Source organism: Methylocystis bryophila (assembly GCF_027925445.1).
Classification (GTDB): domain Bacteria; phylum Pseudomonadota; class Alphaproteobacteria; order Rhizobiales; family Beijerinckiaceae; genus Methylocystis; species Methylocystis bryophila.
Genome location: NZ_AP027149.1, coordinates 828,818 through 847,978 on the forward strand (window position 1 = coordinate 828,818; position 19,161 = coordinate 847,978).

Below are 19,161 nucleotides of genomic sequence, written 5' to 3' on the forward strand. Positions count from 1 at the left end.
TCTGCGCCGCGGGTTTTGGCGATCGCCGACGACAGCCTGTGATATGCTATATTTTCCGCAAGTCTCGATTCGAGGGCAGGCAAAAGTCGCGCCCTACCCTGCCGCCATTGGGTCGGTTCGTGCTGCGAGGGAACGGCTCCGGCAAGGCCTCGAAATTGCGGCGCCAACCGCTGAGTCAGGTGGGAGAAGGAGGGCAACACAGTGTCGAGCGGCTATTTTGAATTCACCCGGAGCGAGATCGCCCCTCTCTTACCCCAAACGGCGTCGCGCATCCTGGACGTGGGTTGCGGAGCTGGCGCCACGAGCCTTTGGCTCAAAACGAAATATCCCGACGCGAGGCTGACAGGAATTGAGGTCAATCCCGAGCTGCGACCGGAGCTGGAGAAAAAGCTCGACGAGGTTCATATCGTTGATTTGAACTCGACAATGCCGTCATTCGAAGCGCCGGATCTTGTATTGTTTCTCGATGTTTTGGAGCACCTTGCAAATCCGAAGGAAGTGCTGCGAAGAATGCTTGGTAAATTTAGCCGAGATGTTACCGTCATCGTGTCCCTGCCGAACATTGCACACGCTTCCGTCTCGATCCCATTGTTTTTTCAGGGTCGTTTTGACTATGCCGACGCGGGCATTCTGGATCGCACGCACCTTACCTTCTTTTATCGCGACAGCGCGGTCGCCCTTCTCAATGAAGCGGGGCTCAAAGTCAGTCACGGATTGGAAGCCGGATTTAGCGGGCCAAAATCCCGCCTGCTCGATCGATTGACCTTTGGTCGCCTCCGCGATCGTTTGGCGAAGCAATATATAATGTGCGCTCAGATCATGCCCATCGGCCACAGACAAGGCCCCATCGTTTGGAGCCCGGTCTGACGGCGTCTGGCTGTCAGGCTTCCTTGATGCTCCCACCGAGGCTTGGCGCGTTTCCCTTTCCCGCTCGAACGGAATTGTTTGAGCGACAAGGACTCGCGCCTTAGACGTAGCTCTTCTCTTTGGGTCTAAGGATCCAAAGCAGTTTGCCGGCGCCCGCCGCAATCGTGATCACCTGCTCTTTCGCCTTTGAGGAGCGCGCGACCGACCAATAGGCGGCTCCGATCGCGCCCAGCAGAATCTGAGCGCCGCCGCTCGCCATCAAAAACACGATGCGGAGCTTGTCGGCCAAGGTGCCTTCAATGAGCACCCAACATCTTATCTGACCATTTCGAAATCTACGCTTCAGGAGATACGCAAAGTTGCAGCGCGTCGCGGGAGTCCTCTCTCGAACGCAGGCCTCAGGCGCCCATACGAATCGATGGCCGCGATTCACGAGATCTTTGAGCAGCATGATGTCTTCACCGCCGCTGGCGTTGAAACGGTCCTGAAACGGATTTTCAATACTGAAGCATCGTGCCTTGACAAAGCATGAATTGCCTGTGCCTAGCTGGTAGTATCGGTTCGATATGTCCTCGCCAGTCGTCGCATGCACGCGCCTACGATAGAAATGCCTGGCGTATTCCTGCAATTCAAAGTGTTCGGTTTCAAATTCCGGCTCAACGGCCCCGAAGGCTGCGTCCGAACCGGTCGTTGTCAGCGCTTCGCACAGCTTGGAAAGCCAGACCGGTTCGGCGACCTCGTCATCGTCAAGAAAGGCAATGAATTCTCCCCGACTTTCGCTTACCGCCCGATTTCGGGCGTTCGACAAGCCTGGAATCGGACTGTGAACATAGCGCACGAGATTGCCGTGCGCCTCGCAGACGTCACGGGCTGAACCATCTGAGCTGTTGTCGATAACGACGATCTCAATATCCAGTCCGGGAGGCAAAAGCTGCGCTTCGACACTCTCGATCGCATCATGGAGCAGCTTGGGCCTATCCTTGGTGGGTATCGCGACCGACACAAGCTTTGGCAGATCAGTTTTCATCGCCCGATCCCATTTTGTTTGCGATCACTGTTGGATTTTCTGAGGCGCGCCTGAATCACTCAATGGCGAACAGGTCTGTCTTCCCATGGGCCTGCGCCGCAGTTGCATGAATGGAGGCGTTGGCGTTGGGAGAGATTGGGTCGCGGGGACTCAGTGATGCCTCGTCGAGCGACATGATCCTATCCCATATTGCTGCGAGGACTGATTTGATGCGAAGGGCAACCAAGGCCAGAGAAGCAGATTGGCGCGTCTTTGCCAAGATCTTTGAGAATAGTTTGGAACAGAAAGCCGACTCTCGACATGAGGCGTAGGGATTTTCTAGCGGAGAGCCTCGAGGCGCTCCCTGAGATTGAGGAAATTTCGCGGCGAAGAAAATTCGCAAGGCGCCGCCGCCTTGGCCCGCTTGCTCGCCCTTTCAGCGCTTCGCTCCAAAAACGGACAGCTGTTTGCCACAATTCTGCCATAATCCTAGAATATATACGTACATTAAGTAATTATACGGATTGGCAAATCAATCATGTCTATACCATTTGAGTTTAAGTCATATAGGTGGCTCACGGTCAGGGAGGTCGGATACGGCTTTGCGATGACTCGACACAGCGCCCCGCATTGGGCCGGTCAGCCCAGCTCATACCGGCGATCTTTGTCTCAATTATCTCTTTCGCACCCTGCGATGCTGGTTTTCCCACAAAAGGGAAGGCAATGTTTCTAGCTTGCGCGATCGTTTGTTTTTTCTTAGGGGCGGGACTGGGTCTTCGCTTCAAAGTCCTCGTCCTTGTGCCCGCGATTGTTATCATGTTGCCCATCATCTGCGTGGCGATGGCTATAGGCGGGCACAGTTTTTGGTCAGCCGCGGTCTCATCGTTCGGATGCTCGTTGGTCTTGCAGTTTGGCTATTTGGGCGGCGCCCTCATTTCATTTCTCGCTTCGCGAGTCCGCAGGGAAAAGCCTCGCGACGAGGCTTGCATCTTCCCAGATCAAATGATGGCGGAACCGACCCGGTTTTTTGCCGGCGGAAAAGGGATTGGCGAACCGGACTAAACCGATCTGCGCTTGGCGAGCCTCGATCTGCCGTCCGCGCATGCGCGTCCGCCGTCACATTCCGCCGAGGCAAACATATTTGAGCTCGAGATAATCGTCGACGCCATAGCGCGAGCCCTCGCGGCCGAGCCCGGATTGTTTCATGCCACCGAACGGCGCAGCTTCCGAGGACATCAGCGTTTCATTGACGCCGATCATGCCGAAATCGAGGGCCTCGGCGATGCGGAAGATGCGCGAAAGATCGCGGCTATAGAAATAGGCGGCAAGCCCATAAGGCGTCGCATTGGCGAGGCGCAGCGCTTCCGCCTCATCTGTGAATGCAACAATCGGCGCGACGGGACCAAAAGTCTCCTCGTTGAAGATCAGTGCGTCCGCAGTCACGCCTTCGAGCACGGTCGGCTCGAAAAAGCTTCCGCCGAGCTTATGGCGGGCGCCCCCGAGCAAAAGCTTCGCGCCGCGAGCCAGCGCATCGGCGACCTGCCGCTCGCATTTTTCGACCGCCGCCTCCTCGATCAGCGGACCTAGCGCCACGCCCTCATCGCGACCGTCGCCGACCTTGAGCTCCGAGGCGCGGGCGGCGAGCCTCGCGGCAAACTCGCTGATCACGCTCTCATGCACGAGCAGGCGATTGGCCGAGATGCAGGTCTGCCCGCAATTGCGGTATTTGACGGCGATCGCCCCCTTCACCGCGAGATCGAGATCGGCGTCGGCGAAGACGATCAGCGGCGCATTGCCGCCGAGCTCCATGGAGCATTTCTGCACATTCTCGGCGGCCTGGCGCAGAAGGATCTTGCCCACTTCCGTCGAGCCGGTGAAGGACAGCTTACGCACGAGCGGGTTTCCCGTGAGCTCCTCGCCGACAGGGGCGGGGTCCCGGGCCGTCACGACGTTGACGACGCCAGCCGGAACGCCCGCGCGCATCGCGAGATCGGCGAGCGCCAGCGCCGAAAAAGGCGTCTGTTCCGCGGGCTTCAGCACCATCGTGCAGCCGGCGCCGAGCGCCGCGCCGACCTTGCGCGCGAACATCGCCGAGGGGAAGTTCCAGGGCGTGATCGCTGCGACGACGCCGATCGGCTGCTTGAAGACGAGCTGTCGCCTGTCGTTCGCCGTGGGGGGCAGGACGTCGCCATAGACGCGTCGGCCTTCTTCGGCGAACCAGTCGATGTAAGTGGCGCCATAGGCGATCTCGCCGCGCGCCTCAGCGAGCGGCTTGCCTTGTTCGGCGGTGAGGATCTGCGCGAGGCTCTCCTGCTCAGCCAGGATGAGCTCGAACCAGCGGCGCATGATCGCCGCCCGCTGCTTCGCCGGCGTCGCGCGCCATGAGGAAAAGGCGCGTGCGGCCGCCTCGATCGCGCGGCGCGTCTCGGCCGCGCCCATGTCGGGCGCTTCCTCGAGCGTCGCGCCGGTCGCGGGATCCAGCACCGGAAAGCGCGCGCCGCTGTCGGCTTGGACCCAATGGCCATCAATGAGAGCATCGCGTCGTGTGACGACAGACGAGCGCACGTCCATGGCTGTTTCTTCCTTTCGGCTCGCTGGCGAGACGCCTCATCCGCCCTCATCCGGGCTTTGCCGGAGAGGCCCCGTTTTGGCGCGCGACTTTCTTCGAATTCGCCGTCATTGACAAGGCCAGGAAGCCGCTCGCTCTTCAGCGACGCTCCCCTCCCGCCAATTCCATTCCAGCGCAAGGCCCGCTATTCTGCGCGCTATGGCGGAACCCGCTCCAACGCCAATGGATGTTCAGGCCTTCCTCGCCTTTGCCGAAGGGCAGGAGCGCGGCCGCTTTGAGCTTTGGCGCGGGGAGCTGGTGGCGATGGCGCCTGAGCGCGCCGAGCATGTGCGCGCCAAGTTTGCGGTTTCGCGCGCCTTCGCGGCGGCGATCCAATACGCCGGCCTGCCTTGCGAAGCCTTCGTCGACGGCCTCGCGGTCGCGATCGACGCCGAGACCGCCTATGAGCCCGACGCGCTCGTCAATTGCGGCGAGCGGATTCCTGCCGGCTCCTTGCTGGCTCCCGCGCCCGTCGTCGTCGTCGAGGTCGTCTCGCCGAGCTCGCATAAGCGCGATACGAGTCTCAAAGTCGACGGCTATTTCAGCGTCGCGACAATCGCGCATTACCTCGTCGTTATCCTCTCGAAGCGCGTCGTTCTCCACTATCGCCGCGAGAGCGACGAGCGCATCGGCCTCACAATCTTGCGCGCGGGAACGCTAACGCTCGATCCCCCGGGCATGACGCTGGAGCTGGCGGAATTTTTTGCGTGAGGCGCGGCGAAAGGCCGGCGGGGCGCGACCATCGCCGCCGCCCGCCAGTTCACGCGCCGTCAGCCGATGACGAAATTCAGTCCGACCGCCGTCTCCAGTGTGGCGCTTGCCGCGTGCAAGGAAACGGCCCAGGTCTGGTCTCCCACGATTCCGTCTTGGGTCACGCCGCCCCACTTTTGAAACGCGATGACCGACGCCTTTGTCTTCGGCCCCAGCTGACCGTCAATGGCGCCCGGCGTGACTCCCCAGTCCGTCGCGCCGGTGGAGAGAACTTTCTGCAGGCTTTTGACCGCGTCTCCCGATGAGCCGTCGTGCAAGGTGGGCATGGGTCCGCCGTCGGGGAGGGCGGCCCAGGTCTGGGGGCCGACGACGCCGTCGACGGTCAGACCCGCGCCTTGCTGAAAGCTTCTCACGGCGGCTTCGAGCTGAGGGCCAAACACGCCATCGACAACAATGCCGAGGTTGGGCGTTCGGCGCAGCGCCCTTTGCAATCGTTCGACAGTGGGGCCGCTCGCTCCGATCTTGATCGTATGCTGTCCCGGATTTGGCATAACCGCCTCCCTATAAAAAAATGATCTCCGGACGGCGCCTCTGCAATCAGACGGCGGCTGATCCAGGGAATGGCGCCGCCGCTCGGCTTGCTTTCAATTCGAGCGCGAGCCGTTGACATGTCTCAACGCGCGGGCGCCCCTTTTGTTCCTTGTCGCTTGGGACCGCCGCGGACGGTTCTTCGTCTTGTCGCAGCGGCGCAGCCGCACGCGATAAGGCTAGCGCAGCAAGGAATTGCGCGGACGTGTGAGGCCCATGCGTCGCATGAAAAAGAGCATGGCGAGCGCCGCCAATATGCAGAGGCCGAAGGCGAAAGCCGTGCCCCATTCGGTGTCCGCGTAGGGAAGATTGCGCGTGTTCATGCCAAAGAAACCCGTCACAAAGGTCGCAGGCAGCAGCAGCGTCGTCACGATGGTCAAAAGATAGATGCGGTCGTTCAGGACCATCTCAATGATTGAATTGAGCTCATCTTGCAGCAGACGCGCGCGATCCTGCACCTCGGAAAGGTCATGCGCCAATATGTCGACACGATGGGCGAGCCGCGCCCCCGTTTCCTTCAGCTCTCCGTGCTCGGGCTCGCTCAGCATGACTTCGAGGCGGCGCAGCGGCGACCGCAGGCCGGCGATCTCGCGGGCGAGCCGCAGCGCCGAGCGCCGCGTGACGCCAAGTGTCGCGCGTTCGTTTGCGCCGCTGTTGTCGCTGACAATTCGCTCCTCGATGTGATCGAGCGCGGCGGAGAGCTCGAAGATGATCTTGCTGAGCTCGTCGCAGAGACGCCCGACGATGGTTTCGAACAGATCGAGCGGGGTTTCCACCACGTGGCCGGCCGAAAGCGCCATGCGTGTCGCCTCGATCGACTCGAGAGGCCGCTCCCTCGCGCTGACCAGAAATTGTTTGCCGAAGACGAAGCGAAGATAGCCGGTCTGGGGGAGGCGTCCGCTAATCCCGCGCTCATAGTCGAGAATCGCGCCGCGCACGAGATTGCCGGAATGGTCGATGAATTGATGTTCTATCGGCTGCGTCAGGGTTCGGCGCATCTCGTCCGAGAGGCCGGCGAGTTTCGTCAGGAAGCTGTGGACGCGCACGTCGTCGAGGTTGAGATGCAGCCAGATGAAGCCCTCCCCCGGCGCGCCGAGCTTTTCGACGTCCGCCGCGTCGCCCGGCGTCGCGCGTCCCGCGTCGTCGAAGCGAAGCACGAAAAGCCCGCCAGGAATGTCCAGGTCGAGGGCGGGCTTGAGACGGTCGAAGCTCATGAGCGGCCTCTATCGAGAAAACAGCCTGGAGGGTGGTCAGCGAGACGCGAGCGACAGCGTTTCATGCTTCGCGAACTCTAGCGCGTTTTCCCTTCGGGCGAAATCGTTCGAGCGATGAGACGGCGCGGAAGATCAGGACCTTGGCGTGGACGCCGATCGCAAAAGCCTGTCGGCTTTCCCAGCATTCGCCCGTTCCGCTCGAGTCGGCGCGAAAAATGCCTTCTGTTGCTCGCGCATTCGCTTTGTGCGCGTTTCCCGCTCGAACGGAATGGGTCGAGCAAGAAGGAATCGCGCTCATTCAATCGGGTGGAGCGAATTCCGATCGCAAAGGTCTGTCGCCTTTTGCGGAATTCGTTCGATGAGGGAGGAGGGCCGCATGGAATTCGATTGGACTCATTTCACGCCCGGGGCGTCCCTTGCGGGCGGCGCTCTGATCGGGCTCGCGGCGGCTGCTCTGCTGCTGCTCTCGGGACACACCTTAGGGATCAGCGGCATTTTTTACGGGGCGATGACCGGCGCGGGCCTCGAATTCCGCTGGCGCGCGACCTTTTTGCTGGGACTGCTGGCCGCCCCGGTCGCGCTGATGGCCGTCTCCGCGTCCGAGCAACCGCATTTCGACGCGTCGCTCGCGCAAGTCGCGCTTGCGGGACTTCTCGTGGGCTTCGGCGCGCGCCTGGGCTCCGGATGCACGAGCGGACATGGGATCTGCGGGCTTTCAAGGCTGTCGCCGCGATCCTTGGTCGCGACGCCGACCTTCATGCTCGCCGGTTTCCTGACCGTCTACGTCATCCGTCATCTCGTCCCCTGAGGAAGCCCCCAGATGCGCGCTTTCGTCATATTCGCGGCAGGTTTCGTCTTCGGCATGGGGCTTTATCTCTCCGGCATGACGCAACCGAGCAAGGTTCAAGCCTTTCTGGACTTAGCCGGCCGCTGGGATCCCTCGCTCGCCTTCGTCATGGCGGGCGCGCTCGCAGTTGGTTTCCCGGCCTTCTCCCTCGTGAAGGGACGGCGTCGCACGCTTCTCGGCGATGAATTGCGCCTCCCGCCAGTCGGCAAGATCGACAGGGCGCTCGTCTCCGGCAGCTTTATTTTCGGCGTGGGCTGGGGTCTTGCGGGCGTCTGCCCCGGCCCGGCGCTCTTCAACGTGGGACTTTTCGACGTCGCCTCGATCATTTTCGTCATCGCCATGGCGGCCGGCATGGCGCTGGAGCGGTTTCGCAAGGAGACGCCGAGGCGCGAAGCTTCCGGCGAAGGCGGGCCGCCCTCGATTGTCGCTGACGCGTGAGGAGAACCGGGCTTTCCATGCGCCGGGCTCAGCCTGCTGGGGTCGACCCCGCGCGGATTTTTCTCGAAAGCTCCTTCACCTGGGCCGTGCCGGCTCTCTTGCGGCGGGGACGAGCGGGGCGATGGGCGTCAGCGTTTCAGGGGGCTTCCTCGGCTCGATCGGCGCTTCCACCTTGAACGTCGCTCCTTGCCCCGGCTGCGACTCGGCCTTGACGGTCCATCCGTGCTGTCTGCAAATCGCTCTGACAGCCGCGAGGCCAATGCCGTTGCCCGGAATGTTCGAATAAGACCGTAGTCTCGCAAAGGGCTCGAAAATATCCTCCGCTTGCGCGGGCTCGAAACCGATCCCCTTGTCCTGCACAAAAAGCTCAACGCCGTAACCTGCGTCATCGGAAGCCGATACAGTGACGTCAGGGCTTTCGCCGTCCTTGTGGAATTTTAGAGAATTGGTGATGAGATTGCTCAATAAGCGCATGAATTGCAACCGATCGGCCTTCACCTTGACGTTTTTGGCGACAAGATTTTGAATCTTCGCTCCGCTCTCGAGTATCGGCTCGGAAAGGTCATCCAAGACCTGATTGATCTCCTCCCGCACGTCGATGATCTCGAGATTCGGCGCGCTGGAAGACGACAGGCAATAGTCCAGCATGCCCGTCACGAGATCGCGTGCGCGCGCCGCCGAATGGCTCACCACTTCGCTGGCGTGCGCGGCCGTTGGTCCATCGCCCTCGGCCAACGCCGTTTTGAGAAGGGAGGCGAAGGCGGCGATCTTGCGCAGCGGCTCTTGAAGGTCATGCGAGGCCAGATAGGCGAAACGCGAAATCTTCTGATTGGCGGCTTCCAGCAGGCTCGCGCGCTCCCGCAGCTCCTTCTCGATCTGCTTATATTTCGTGATGTCGAACACAGTCACCGCCAGGAATGTGCCCGTCAGCGTGCGAATGGGGCTGACCCCCACGCGCAGGCTCAGTTCGCTCGAGTCTTTGGTCTTGCCCCTGATTTCCTGGTCGTCCCCGCTGATGAGCCGGACAGGGCTGTCGAGCTGCGGCAAAGCGAGCGTTTGATCCGAGGCCGAAGAGAAAATGATGTCGATGGGCTTGCCCACGAGCTCGTCGGCCGAATAGCCGAAGAGGGATTCGGCGGCGGCGTTGGCGAAAAGGATCTTGGCGTCGCTGCCGATGAGGAAGCGGCTGGCGAAAGACGTATCCACGAGCAACTGCAGCCAGGCGTAGTTTTCGCCATTCGCCATGCGCCTCTCCTTCGATCCCGCGGGGTTCACATAGGCGTCGGTTTTCGGGAGGGAACAGGCGCCGGGCTCCGCTTGATGAAACAGCTCAGCTTTCGTAGAAAGCCGGCCCCATTTGGCGCGCCACAGAATATCGCCGAGACGGACGCAAGCGCCGCGCGCGTCCGCGCGCTCGCCCACAAGGAAAACGCACGTGAGTCCAGCCTGCGGAATTGACTTCGGGACGTCGAATTCCTCCGCAGGCTTCGTCCAAGCCGGAGAGCCCGTGCTCGTGAAGGTCGAGGGCGACAGCACCTCCATCCCCAGCGCGATCTTCTATCCGGCCTTTGGCGAAGGCGTCTGTTTTGGCGGCCGTGCGATCGACTCCTATGTCGAAGGCGAGAACGGGCGCCTCTTCCGCGCCATCAAAAGCATCCTCGGGAGCTCGCTCATCAATGAAACCACCGTGGCGGGCGGGAAGAGGACCAAATTCACCGCGATCCTCGGCAGCTTCCTCGGCCATATCAAGAAAACCACGGAAGAACAGGCGGGCGCGCCGATCGAGCAGGTGGTTCTCGGGCGCCCGGTCTTCTTCGTCGATGGCGACGCCGAGGCCGATCGCATCGCCCAGGACCAGCTCATGCAGGTCGCGCGCGCTGAGGGCTTCAAGCATATCGAGTTTCAGTATGAGCCGATCGCGGCGGCGCTCGACTATGAGCATGGAGTCAAGGGAGAGGAGATCGCGCTGATCGCCGACATCGGCGGCGGAACGTCCGATTTCTCGATCGTCCGCGTGTCCGCTGAACGCAGAAAGCTCGCGGACCGGAAACAAGACATTCTCGCCTATGCGGGCGTCCATGTCGGCGGCACGGATCTCGATTACAAGCTCAGTCTCAAGCAGGTCATGCCGCATTTCGGCTATCAGACGCGCCAGCGCAAGCGCCCGGAGCTCGACCTGCCGAACGGCTATTTTCACGAGCTCGCTCTATGGCACCGGATTGCGTTCCTCTACACTCAAAAAGTGGAGGCGGAGTTGAAGCATCTGCGCGCCATCGCCGAAGAACCGGAGAGAATAGAGCGTTTCTTGAGGGTCGTGCATGAGCGCGCCGGCCATCGGGTCGCCGGAGAAACGGAAAAAGCGAAAATCCTTCTTTCGGACAAGGCCGGCGCAACCATAGACTTGGCCTCTATCGTCGAGGGACTCTCGATCGAGACCTCGCAGGCGCTGTTCGAGGAGACGATCCGGGCGGAATGCGCGAAAATTGCCGCTTGCGTCGAAGACTGCATCAAAAACGCGGGCCTTCGCGCCGACGCCATCGACGCCGTGTTCCTGACCGGCGGCAGCACGTCGACGCCGGCGGTCGAGCGGGCCTGCCTCCTGCACACGCCTCGGGCGAAGATCGTGAGAGGCAATAAATTCGCAAGCGTCGGCATGGGGCTCACGATTGATTCGGGGCTGAAGTTTGCTCAGAGTAGAGGATAAGAGTCGGAGCGCGCGGCTCAGGCTCGCCCTTGGGGTGTGGGCGCCTCGCCGGTCGGGGGGGTTCGCAAGGCCATTTTCCCGCCGTATATAGGCCTCAGAGCGAAGGCGCGCGGCGGGGCGCGTCGCATCGGCGGTCTATTGGCCCAGAACCCAAGGACTTCAACTTGTCCATTCCCTTCCGCCAAGCCATCAAGGTTGGCTCCTATCTCATTCGCCAGCAACTCGCCGGCCGTAAGCGCTTTCCGCTCGTCTTGATGATGGAGCCGCTGTTTCGCTGCAATCTCGCCTGCGCGGGCTGCGGCAAGATCGACTATCCCGACGAGATCCTGAACCGCAGGCTCAGCGTCGAGGACGCCCTCGCCTCCGTCGACGAATGCGGCGCTCCGATCGTCACGCTCGCCGGCGGCGAGCCGCTGCTGCATAAGGATCTCGCCCAGATCGTCGAAGGCATCATCGCGCGCAAGAAATTCGTCATCGTCTGCACCAACGCGCTGCTGCTCGCCAAGCGCATCGATCAGTTCAAGCCCAGCCCTTACTTCAACTGGTCTATTCATCTCGACGGCGACAAGGAGATGCATGACGCCGCCGTCTGCCAGGAGGGCGTCTACGAGCGCGCGATCGAGGCGATCAAGCTCGCCAAGTCCAAGGGCTTCCGCGTCACGACGAACTCGACCTTCTTCTCCAACACCGATCCGGCCCGGGCCGCGGCCTTCCTCGACGAGATCACGAAGCTCGGCGTCGAGAGCATGACGGTCTCACCGGGCTACGCCTATGAGCGCGCGCCGGATCAGACGCACTTCCTCAACCGCGCCCGCACCAAGGAGCTGTTCCGCGGCATATTCAAGCGCGGGCGCGGCGGACGCAACTGGCCCTTGCTGGGAACCGGGCTGTTCTTCGATTTTCTTGCGGGCAACGTCAGCTATCATTGCACGCCCTGGGGCATGCCGCTGCGCACGGTCTTTGGCTGGCAGCGCCCCTGCTATCTCCTGGGCGAGTCCTATGCGCCGAGCTTCAAGGCGCTGATGGAGGAGACGGATTGGGACGCCTACGGCGTCGGCAATTACGAAAAATGCGCCGACTGCATGGTCCATTCCGGCTTCGAGGCGACCGCGGTCTCCGACATGTTCAAGCGCCCTTGGCGCGCGGCCTGGATCGCGCTTTTCGGGGTCAGGACCGAAGGGCCGATGGCGCCGGACATTCCGCTCGATCGGCAGCGTCCCGCCGAATATGTTTTCGACGCCAATGTCGCGACGCTGACGCAGCTTCGGGAGCACGAGGCCGCGCAGCGGGCCAAGCGCCCTCCCACGGCGGCCTGAAGAAACGAAAGCGGCGATCGCTTTGACGACCGCCGCGCTCGAAACTCACAAAGGAAACGCGCCGGCGGCTAGTCGAAGATCGCGCCTGCGCGCTTCAGCTCCCATTGGGGCGCCCAGCCGGTGACGCCGCCGGAGGTGACGCGGCACCAGTGGCCGCGCCAGCTCGTGACGCAGGCGCCCTTATTGACCGTCTTGCCCTGAGACACGATCCCGGTGACGGGCCAGTTGCGTCCCGGTCCCTTATGGATGTGAACCGACCACTTCGCGACGACGGGGGCGATAGCGACATTGCCGTGGCCCGCCGGAGCGAGCGTGGCGCCTTTCACAAAGCCCTTGACCTTGCCGTAGCGCACTTGGCACCAGCCCTGGTTCCAGCCGCCGTAGCAATTGACGACGTCGACATGCGCCCCCGCCGGGATTTGAGCGATCACCGGCCAGGAGGAGCCCGGACCCGAGAAAACCGTCGCCGGACTCGTCATGGCGTGTTTCGCCAGGGCGCTTCCCCCCGCGAGCAGCCCCGCGCCGGCGCATAGCGCCAGAAAGACCTTGATAGGCTTCGTAAGCTTCATGCTCTCCTCCCACTCGCGCGAGCGAACCCTCATCGTTCTTTTGTCGAGGCCGCGCTTTTTTCAACGAGTGGTTCTGCTCCTTGGTTCCACCTTGAATTGCGGAATTTTCGTAATCGCTGGCCGAGGTCACGAAAGCGCGAGGCGCAGCAGGGGCCCGATATGCGGCCCACAGCGCCCCAGTGTCCTAAACGCCGCCCCCGAGTCGAGCCCCGCGGCGATGAGGCCGAGGAGCTGACGCGGCTCGCGGCCGAGCTCCCGAAGAACCAGGGGCAAATCCACGGAGCCGTCGGCTCTCACCGCCTTCGCCGCGAGCGGCGGCAGCGCGCGCCCGGCCGGGTCGCTGACCACGCGCGCCGCCGCAAAGGGCAGGCCCCGCTGGCGTGCGAAGGCCGCCGCCAAATGCGACTCCATGTCGACGGCGAGCGCGCCGCTCTCCCGGAAAAGGCGCGCCTTGCCCTCCGCCGTCATGATCGGCGCCTCGACTCCCGCGACGAGCCCCTCGCGCGCCGCCACGCCCGCTCCGGAGAAGCCTTCGATGAGCACCCGGACCAAGCCCGGCGAACAGGCGAACCGCTCGCTCTCGGCGACCACCCCGTTCGCGACGATCATCGTCCCGGGGGAGAGAGAAGGGTCGAGCCCGCCGGCGAGGCCGAAGCTCACAACAGCGGAAAAGGCCCCCTTCGCCCGTTCGTCGAGGGCGCGGCGCAGCAGGCCGGCGTCGGCGCCGCTGATCAGCGGAACGACGTCGGAGCCGAGCGCGGCCGCCTCGCGGACAAGGCCGGTGACGACGAGGACAGGAAGAGCGCCGGCGCCGGGCGACACGAGCGCCCTGCCGCGTCGCAGCTCCTGGGATCTCCGCCTGCCGTTGGATCGTTCTTCTGTCATTGTCGGGCGCCTAGCTTGGCGAGGATCAAAGATGCAGCGGCGAGGTCGTTCTCGAAGGCGGCTTTCCCCCTCCCGGCGCAAATCCCCTTTAGCGCGCTCCATTCTTCGTCGCTGAGCAACGGCGGACTCCTCGCTCCCTTGTCCTGAGCCGCAAGCGCCTGGAGCCGCTCCTCGCTCAACGGATGGTCATGCAGGATCGTGAATGCGCCGTTCTCCTCCGGACCGGTTATCCGCAGCAGCAGCTCGCCCAAGGGCTTCGCCGGGCGTCCGAGCCTTGCGAGCGCCTGCGCGGCAAAGGCGTCGGCCGCGGCTTCTGTCTCTCGGGAGTGGGAGGCGAAGAACAATTCTTTTCCGGCGAAGACGAGCGCGCCGCCGCCGGTCACGTCGCCGAACAGCAGCCCGATGAGATAGGCGCCGCCGCCATTGGCGATCATCCGTCGCACATGGTCGCGATGCTGAAGGTGTCCGAGCTCATGCGCGAGCACGCCAACGACCTCGTCCTGGTTCTGCGCCTTGGCCAGGAGACCGGAAAGCAGAAAGACGCTCCCGCCCGGCAAAGCGAAGGCGTTCGGCGTTTTGGAGGAATAAGCGACGATGTTTGCCGGCATGCGCAGATCGGCGGCGGCTTGCAGCTTCTCCGACAGCTTGCGCAACGCCGCGACGCCGGACGGCGCCGTGCAGCGCGCGCCGGGGACGATGGCGCGCAACTGATTCTCCGCGACCCGTCCGAGCCTTTGCTCCAGCGCGAGCGGAATGTGATCGGCGATCACGTCAGCGGCGTATGGCACGCCGAAGAAGAGGAGGCCCAGGATCGAGCCCACCGCGGCGAGCGACCACAGCACGATCTTGCGCGACGACACGTCGCCCGGATCGGCGCCATCGAGCGCCGGACACAGCGCGGCGAGGCGGATCTTCGCGTCCGGATCGCTGAGCTGGAGCCGCGCGAGCTCGGGCGCGCTCGTCGCGCGTAGCCGCAGCGCGTCATCTCCGGCCGGGGCGCGCCGCATTTCGGCGTAAGGCCAGGCGGCGACCCTCGCGCCCTCCGCGACGATCTCGAGCGCGTCCTCGCCGAAGACCAGCGTCACCGCGCGCTTCTTGTTCACGACGCCGTCGAAGTAGATCGCGCGGGTCGCCTCGGGGGGCGGCGGGGCGTCGCTCATGAGCCGCCCTTAGAATCCGGCGATGTCGAAACTGTCCATCAGCCCTTCGCCGATGGCGTCGGCTGTCGTCTCGCGCGCCTTCACCTCGCGGGCGGCGTCAAGCCCATGCAGGGTCAGCGAGAGGATGACGAGCTTCCAGACGCGCTGGACGAAATAGATGCGCCACAGGACGCCCATGGCGAGCAAAAGCAGCAGGTACCAGCCGATGATCGTGGCTATGAAGGCGGGATGCGGCCCGCTTTTTGACCCCAGCGCATCGAAATTAACGACGCCGAAATGAGCGAGCGCGAAAGAGACTCCGGCGAGCAGCGCGACGCCGAGTAGCAGCGTGAGCACAGCCCAGCCGATAAACTTCCAGTAGTTGCCGATCAGCGCCCAGGTCCTGAGATCGCTGGTCGCGCCGACATTGCCGATGCGCACGCCCTCAACCCACCACCGCCACTGGATGGCCTTGTAGGCGCCGTAGAAGAAGACGGCGACGAGCCCCAGGACGAGCATCGAGAGCCCGCCCAAAGCCGCGGCGCCGGCATGGGGCTTAGCGCCGTGCCCTTCCCCTGAATTGGCAACCCCGCCAAGCAACACGATCCACAATACCACCCCGACCACTCCGACGAGCCAAATCCACGAGCCGCGCTTGAAGAAATCCCAGCCGCGCCCGACGAAGCTTCCCTGCAGATCGCCGTATAGAGTGTTGCGCATTTTGTAGCGCTCGAGCGCCGCGGCGGCCCAAGGCAAGGCCAGACCGAGCGTCGCGATGACCGCCGCGCCCCAAAGCATCGCGCGCCAGGAATAGGCCCAGCCCGATCCGCCCATGCCGAAGCGCAGCCCGCGCCAGGCGGTGCGGTGCAGCCGGTAGCGTCGCGCGCGATAGAGAGCGAACTGCCCGAAGGCGATGAAGAAGAGCACGAGCGGCAGGGAGGCGAACGCCTTGTAGCTTTCCGCGGCGAGCCCGAGCAGGAGATAGGCGATGTAGATCGGCGCGAGGATCGCCAGCGCGAAGAGAAAGCCGTAGAGCAGCTCGCGCCCCGTGCCGAGATACTCCAAGGGATCTCCGCCGAGGATCGTTGCGCCCCAGAGATGTTGGCGGATGCGAGTCGCAAGCCAGAAGCGGTAGAAGCCCGCGGTGGCGAGCTCCAGCAGCGCCCCTTTGGTGACGAGACGGCGGAATTCCGCGTCTTCGCCAGTGAAGCGCGCCCGCTCCTCTTGGAGCGGCGGGGCGACGGGATCGTGCATTTCCGAAAGCCTTTCGAACGGCGTCTCATGCGTGACCCGCGTCGCTCGGCGTTGGCCTGGAGCTTCGCACTCCTTATCCCGGGCCGCATCGTCCAAGACGTTACGCCGCGAGCTTCGCCGGCTCAAGGGCCGGCCTGGGCTTTCTCGCCCGGCGCGACGCTTCGCCCCCCTTTGAAACCACGAAACCGCTCCCATATCGCGCTTAAGACCCCGCTCTCTATTCAGGAGACCCAATGAATATCGACAAATATACCGATCGGGTTCGCGGCTTCGTGCAGTCGGCGCAATCGCTCGCCACGCGCGAGGGCCACCAGCAGTTTACGCCCGAGCATGTGTTGAAGGTCCTGCTCGACGACAGCGAAGGGCTGGCCGCCGGACTTATCGACCGCGCCGGCGGGAGCTCGCGCGAGGCGCTCGCCAAGACGGAAGCCGCGCTCGCCAAGCTCCCCAAGGTGCAGGGCTCGGGGGCGGGCCAGCTTTACATGGCGCCCGCCACCGCGAGGCTCTTCGACAATGCCGAGAAGATCGCGCAGAAGGCCGGCGACTCTTACGTCACGGTCGAGCGGCTGCTGCTGGCGCTCGCCCTCGAGAAAGGGACGGAAGCCGCCCGCATTCTCTCGGAGGCCGGCGTCACCCCGCAGACGCTCAACGCCGCCATCGAAAGTCTGCGCAAGGGCCGCAAAGCCGACAGCGCTTCGGCGGAGAATCAGTACGACGCGCTGAAGAAATATGCGCGCGATCTGACGGAGGCGGCCCGCGAAGGCAAGCTCGATCCGGTCATCGGCCGTGACGAAGAAATTCGCCGCACGGTGCAGGTGCTCTCGCGCCGCACCAAGAACAATCCCGTGCTGATCGGCGAGCCCGGCGTCGGCAAGACGGCGATCGTCGAAGGCCTCGCCCTGCGCATCGTCAACGGCGACGTGCCGGAATCGCTCGAGGACAAGAAGCTGCTTGCGCTCGATATGGGCTCGCTCATCGCCGGCGCGAAATATCGCGGCGAGTTCGAGGAGCGCCTGAAGGCCGTGCTGAACGAGGTCACCGCCGCCGAAGGCCAGGTGATCCTGTTCATCGACGAGATGCATACGCTCGTCGGCGCCGGCAAGGCTGATGGCGCGATGGACGCCTCGAATTTGTTGAAGCCTGCGCTCGCGCGCGGCGAATTGCATTGCGTCGGCGCGACGACGCTCAATGAATATCGCAAGCATGTCGAGAAGGACGCCGCCTTGGCCCGGCGCTTCCAGCCCGTCTTCGTCGGCGAGCCGACCGTCGAGGACACGATCTCGATCCTGCGCGGGTTGAAGGAGAAATACGAGCTGCATCACGGCGTGCGCATTTCCGATGCGGCGCTCGTCGCCGCCGCCACGCTCTCCAATCGTTACATCTCCGACCGCTTCCTGCCCGACAAGGCGATCGATCTCGTCGACGAGGCGAGCTCGCGCCTGCGCATGCAGATCGACTCGAAGCCCGAGGAGCTCGACGAGCTCGATCGTCGCATCGTGCAGCTCAAGATCGAGCAAGAGGCCTTGAGAAAGGAGAGCGACGCCGCCTCCAAGGACCGCCTGGAGCGATTGGAGAAGGAGCTTGCCGGACTCGAGGAGAAATCGGCGGCGCTGACGCAACGTTGGCGCAGCGAGAAGGACAAGCTCGGCCAAGCGCAAAAATGGAAGGAGCAGCTCGAGAACGCCCGCAATGAATTGGCGCAGGCGCAGCGACGCGGCGACTTCCGCCGCGCCGGCGAGCTCACCTATGGCGTGATCCCCGATCTCGAGCGCAAGCTCGCCGAGAGCGAGGGCAAGGGCGACGTGCTCGTCGAGGAGGCGGTGACGAGCGATCACATCGCGCAGGTCGTCTCGCGCTGGACCGGCGTTCCCGTCGACAAGATGCTCGAAGGCGAGCGCGAGAAGCTCCTGCATATGGAATTGGAGATCGCGAAGCGCGTCGTCGGCCAGAAGGAGGCGGTGATCGCGGTCTCGACCGCGGTGCGTCGCTCGCGCGCCGGCTTGCAGGATCCCAATCGCCCGATGGGCTCCTTCATGTTCTTAGGCCCGACGGGCGTCGGTAAGACCGAGCTCACCAAGGCGCTCGCCAACTTCCTCTTCGACGACGAGACGGCGATGGTGCGTCTCGACATGTCGGAATATATGGAGAAGCACTCGGTCGCCCGCCTCATCGGGGCGCCTCCGGGCTATGTCGGCTATGAGGAAGGCGGCGCGCTGACCGAGGCCGTGCGTCGACGGCCCTATCAGGTCGTTCTTTTCGACGAGATCGAGAAGGCGCATCCGGACGTCTTCAACGTGCTGTTGCAGGTGCTCGACGACGGAAGGCTCACTGACGGCCAGGGACGCACCGTCGACTTCAAGAACACGCTGATCGTGATGACCTCGAATCTGGGCTCCGAGTTCCTCGTCATGCAGAAGGAGGGGGAAGACTCTTCCGCGGTCCAAAACGAGATCATGCAGGTCGTGCGCGCGCATTTCCGCCCCGAGTTCCTGAACCGGATCGACGAGATCATCCTGTTCCAACGCCTGCGCCGCGAGGACATGGGCGCGATCGTCGATATCCAGTTCGAGCGCCTCTCCAAGCTGCTGGAGGATCGCAAGATCACGCTCGAGCCCGACGCCAAGGCGCGCGAATGGCTCGCGCAGAAGGGCTATGACCCGGCGTATGGAGCGAGGCCCCTGAAGCGCGTGATCCAGAAGGAGCTGCAGGACGCGCTCGCCGAACGTCTGCTCGCCGGCGAGATCAGGGACGGCGCGCGCGTGTCGGTCTCGGCGGACGCGAATGGGCTTCTGATCGACGGGCGTCCGGCGAAGCGCGCGGGCGCTGACAATATCGTCGCGATGAAGAAAGGGGCGTGAGGCGGCGCAAACCGATCTCTCGGTCAGGCTGAGATCCGTCAAATCATCGGGGGCGACGCCTGTCGCCCCCGCAAATCGATCCTCATCTTTGCGCTTCGCGCCGTCTCAACGACGCCGGCTGCGTCGGATTAGCATGATCTAGACGTCAAGAGTCGCT

Annotated in this window: 16 protein-coding genes; 7 read left to right on the forward strand and 9 right to left on the reverse strand. The window is 63.4% G+C overall.

The genetic code is table 11. The features are described from left to right. Positions 1 to 201: 201 nt before the first annotated feature. Positions 202 to 867, forward strand: coding sequence for a class I SAM-dependent methyltransferase (locus tag QMG80_RS03830; RefSeq protein WP_085771609.1), 666 nt, complete (start codon positions 202 to 204; stop codon positions 865 to 867). A gap of 100 nt (positions 868 to 967) precedes the next feature. Here the strand turns inward: QMG80_RS03830 and QMG80_RS03835 are convergent, their stop codons facing one another. Together QMG80_RS03835 and QMG80_RS03840 are read right to left on the reverse strand one after the other, a co-directional pair. Continuing rightward, positions 968 to 1,894 (reverse strand): glycosyltransferase family 2 protein, encoded by a 927-nt coding sequence (locus QMG80_RS03835; RefSeq protein WP_085771610.1) that lies wholly within the window; start codon positions 1,892 to 1,894, stop codon positions 968 to 970. A gap of 1,095 nt (positions 1,895 to 2,989) precedes the next feature. Next, positions 2,990 to 4,444 carry an NAD-dependent succinate-semialdehyde dehydrogenase gene (locus QMG80_RS03840; RefSeq protein ID WP_085771613.1) on the reverse strand — a complete coding sequence of 485 codons (1,455 nt, stop codon included), beginning with the start codon at positions 4,442 to 4,444 and terminating at the stop codon, positions 2,990 to 2,992. A gap of 196 nt (positions 4,445 to 4,640) precedes the next feature. Between QMG80_RS03840 and QMG80_RS03845 the strand changes: the two genes are divergently transcribed. After that, a complete protein-coding gene (locus QMG80_RS03845; RefSeq protein ID WP_085771614.1) occupies positions 4,641 to 5,192 on the forward strand; it encodes a Uma2 family endonuclease in 552 nt (183 codons plus the stop codon). Positions 5,193 to 5,251: 59 nt separating this feature from the next. On the opposite strand, the gene QMG80_RS03850 is transcribed toward QMG80_RS03845, so the two are convergent. Further along, a complete protein-coding gene (locus QMG80_RS03850) occupies positions 5,252 to 5,743 on the reverse strand; it encodes a peptidoglycan-binding domain-containing protein (RefSeq protein WP_085771615.1) in 492 nt (163 codons plus the stop codon). A gap of 216 nt (positions 5,744 to 5,959) precedes the next feature. Then, the gene (locus QMG80_RS03855) at positions 5,960 to 6,994 is read right to left on the reverse strand and encodes a CorA family divalent cation transporter (RefSeq protein WP_085771616.1); all 1,035 of its coding nucleotides are present in this window, start codon (positions 6,992 to 6,994) and stop codon (positions 5,960 to 5,962) included. 376 nt (positions 6,995 to 7,370) lie between these two features. On the opposite strand from QMG80_RS03855, the gene QMG80_RS03860 reads away from it, so the two are divergent. Next, positions 7,371 to 7,802: a YeeE/YedE family protein gene (locus tag QMG80_RS03860; protein WP_085771618.1), complete on the forward strand. Its 432-nt coding sequence runs from the start codon at positions 7,371 to 7,373 to the stop codon at positions 7,800 to 7,802. A gap of 12 nt (positions 7,803 to 7,814) precedes the next feature. Then, positions 7,815 to 8,279, forward strand: coding sequence for a DUF6691 family protein (locus tag QMG80_RS03865; RefSeq protein ID WP_085771619.1), 465 nt, complete (start codon positions 7,815 to 7,817; stop codon positions 8,277 to 8,279). A gap of 75 nt (positions 8,280 to 8,354) precedes the next feature. Here the strand turns inward: QMG80_RS03865 and QMG80_RS03870 are convergent, their stop codons facing one another. Further along, the gene (locus QMG80_RS03870; protein WP_158658711.1) at positions 8,355 to 9,524 is read right to left on the reverse strand and encodes a sensor histidine kinase; all 1,170 of its coding nucleotides are present in this window, start codon (positions 9,522 to 9,524) and stop codon (positions 8,355 to 8,357) included. 190 nt (positions 9,525 to 9,714) lie between these two features. On the opposite strand from QMG80_RS03870, the gene QMG80_RS03875 reads away from it, so the two are divergent. Together QMG80_RS03875 and hpnH are read left to right on the forward strand one after the other, a co-directional pair. Beyond that, the gene (locus QMG80_RS03875) at positions 9,715 to 10,983 is read left to right on the forward strand and encodes an Hsp70 family protein (protein ID WP_085771620.1); all 1,269 of its coding nucleotides are present in this window, start codon (positions 9,715 to 9,717) and stop codon (positions 10,981 to 10,983) included. 164 nt (positions 10,984 to 11,147) lie between these two features. Beyond that, positions 11,148 to 12,299: an adenosyl-hopene transferase HpnH gene (gene hpnH, locus QMG80_RS03880; protein ID WP_085771621.1), complete on the forward strand. Its 1,152-nt coding sequence runs from the start codon at positions 11,148 to 11,150 to the stop codon at positions 12,297 to 12,299. 68 nt (positions 12,300 to 12,367) lie between these two features. Here hpnH and QMG80_RS03885 read toward each other — a convergent pair whose 3' ends face one another. From QMG80_RS03885 to QMG80_RS03900, 4 genes are all read right to left on the reverse strand, one after another. Next, positions 12,368 to 12,868, reverse strand: coding sequence for an SH3 domain-containing protein (locus QMG80_RS03885; protein WP_158658712.1), 501 nt, complete (start codon positions 12,866 to 12,868; stop codon positions 12,368 to 12,370). 126 nt (positions 12,869 to 12,994) lie between these two features. Continuing rightward, entirely contained in the window at positions 12,995 to 13,753 is a 759-nt protein-coding gene (locus QMG80_RS03890; protein WP_085771623.1) for a phosphorylase family protein, read from the reverse strand. Continuing rightward, positions 13,750 to 14,913 carry a M48 family metallopeptidase gene (locus tag QMG80_RS03895; RefSeq protein WP_085771624.1) on the reverse strand — a complete coding sequence of 388 codons (1,164 nt, stop codon included), beginning with the start codon at positions 14,911 to 14,913 and terminating at the stop codon, positions 13,750 to 13,752. Before QMG80_RS03895 ends, QMG80_RS03890 begins: the two co-directional genes overlap by 4 nt. Positions 14,914 to 14,922: 9 nt before the next feature. Then, positions 14,923 to 16,146, reverse strand: coding sequence for a DUF898 family protein (locus QMG80_RS03900; RefSeq protein WP_085771625.1), 1,224 nt, complete (start codon positions 16,144 to 16,146; stop codon positions 14,923 to 14,925). Between the two features lie 233 nt (positions 16,147 to 16,379). Between QMG80_RS03900 and clpB the strand changes: the two genes are divergently transcribed. Then, on the forward strand, positions 16,380 to 19,004 hold the full coding sequence (clpB, locus tag QMG80_RS03905; RefSeq protein WP_085771626.1) for an ATP-dependent chaperone ClpB: 2,625 nt from the start codon (positions 16,380 to 16,382) through the stop codon (positions 19,002 to 19,004). Positions 19,005 to 19,161 lie beyond the last annotated feature (157 nt).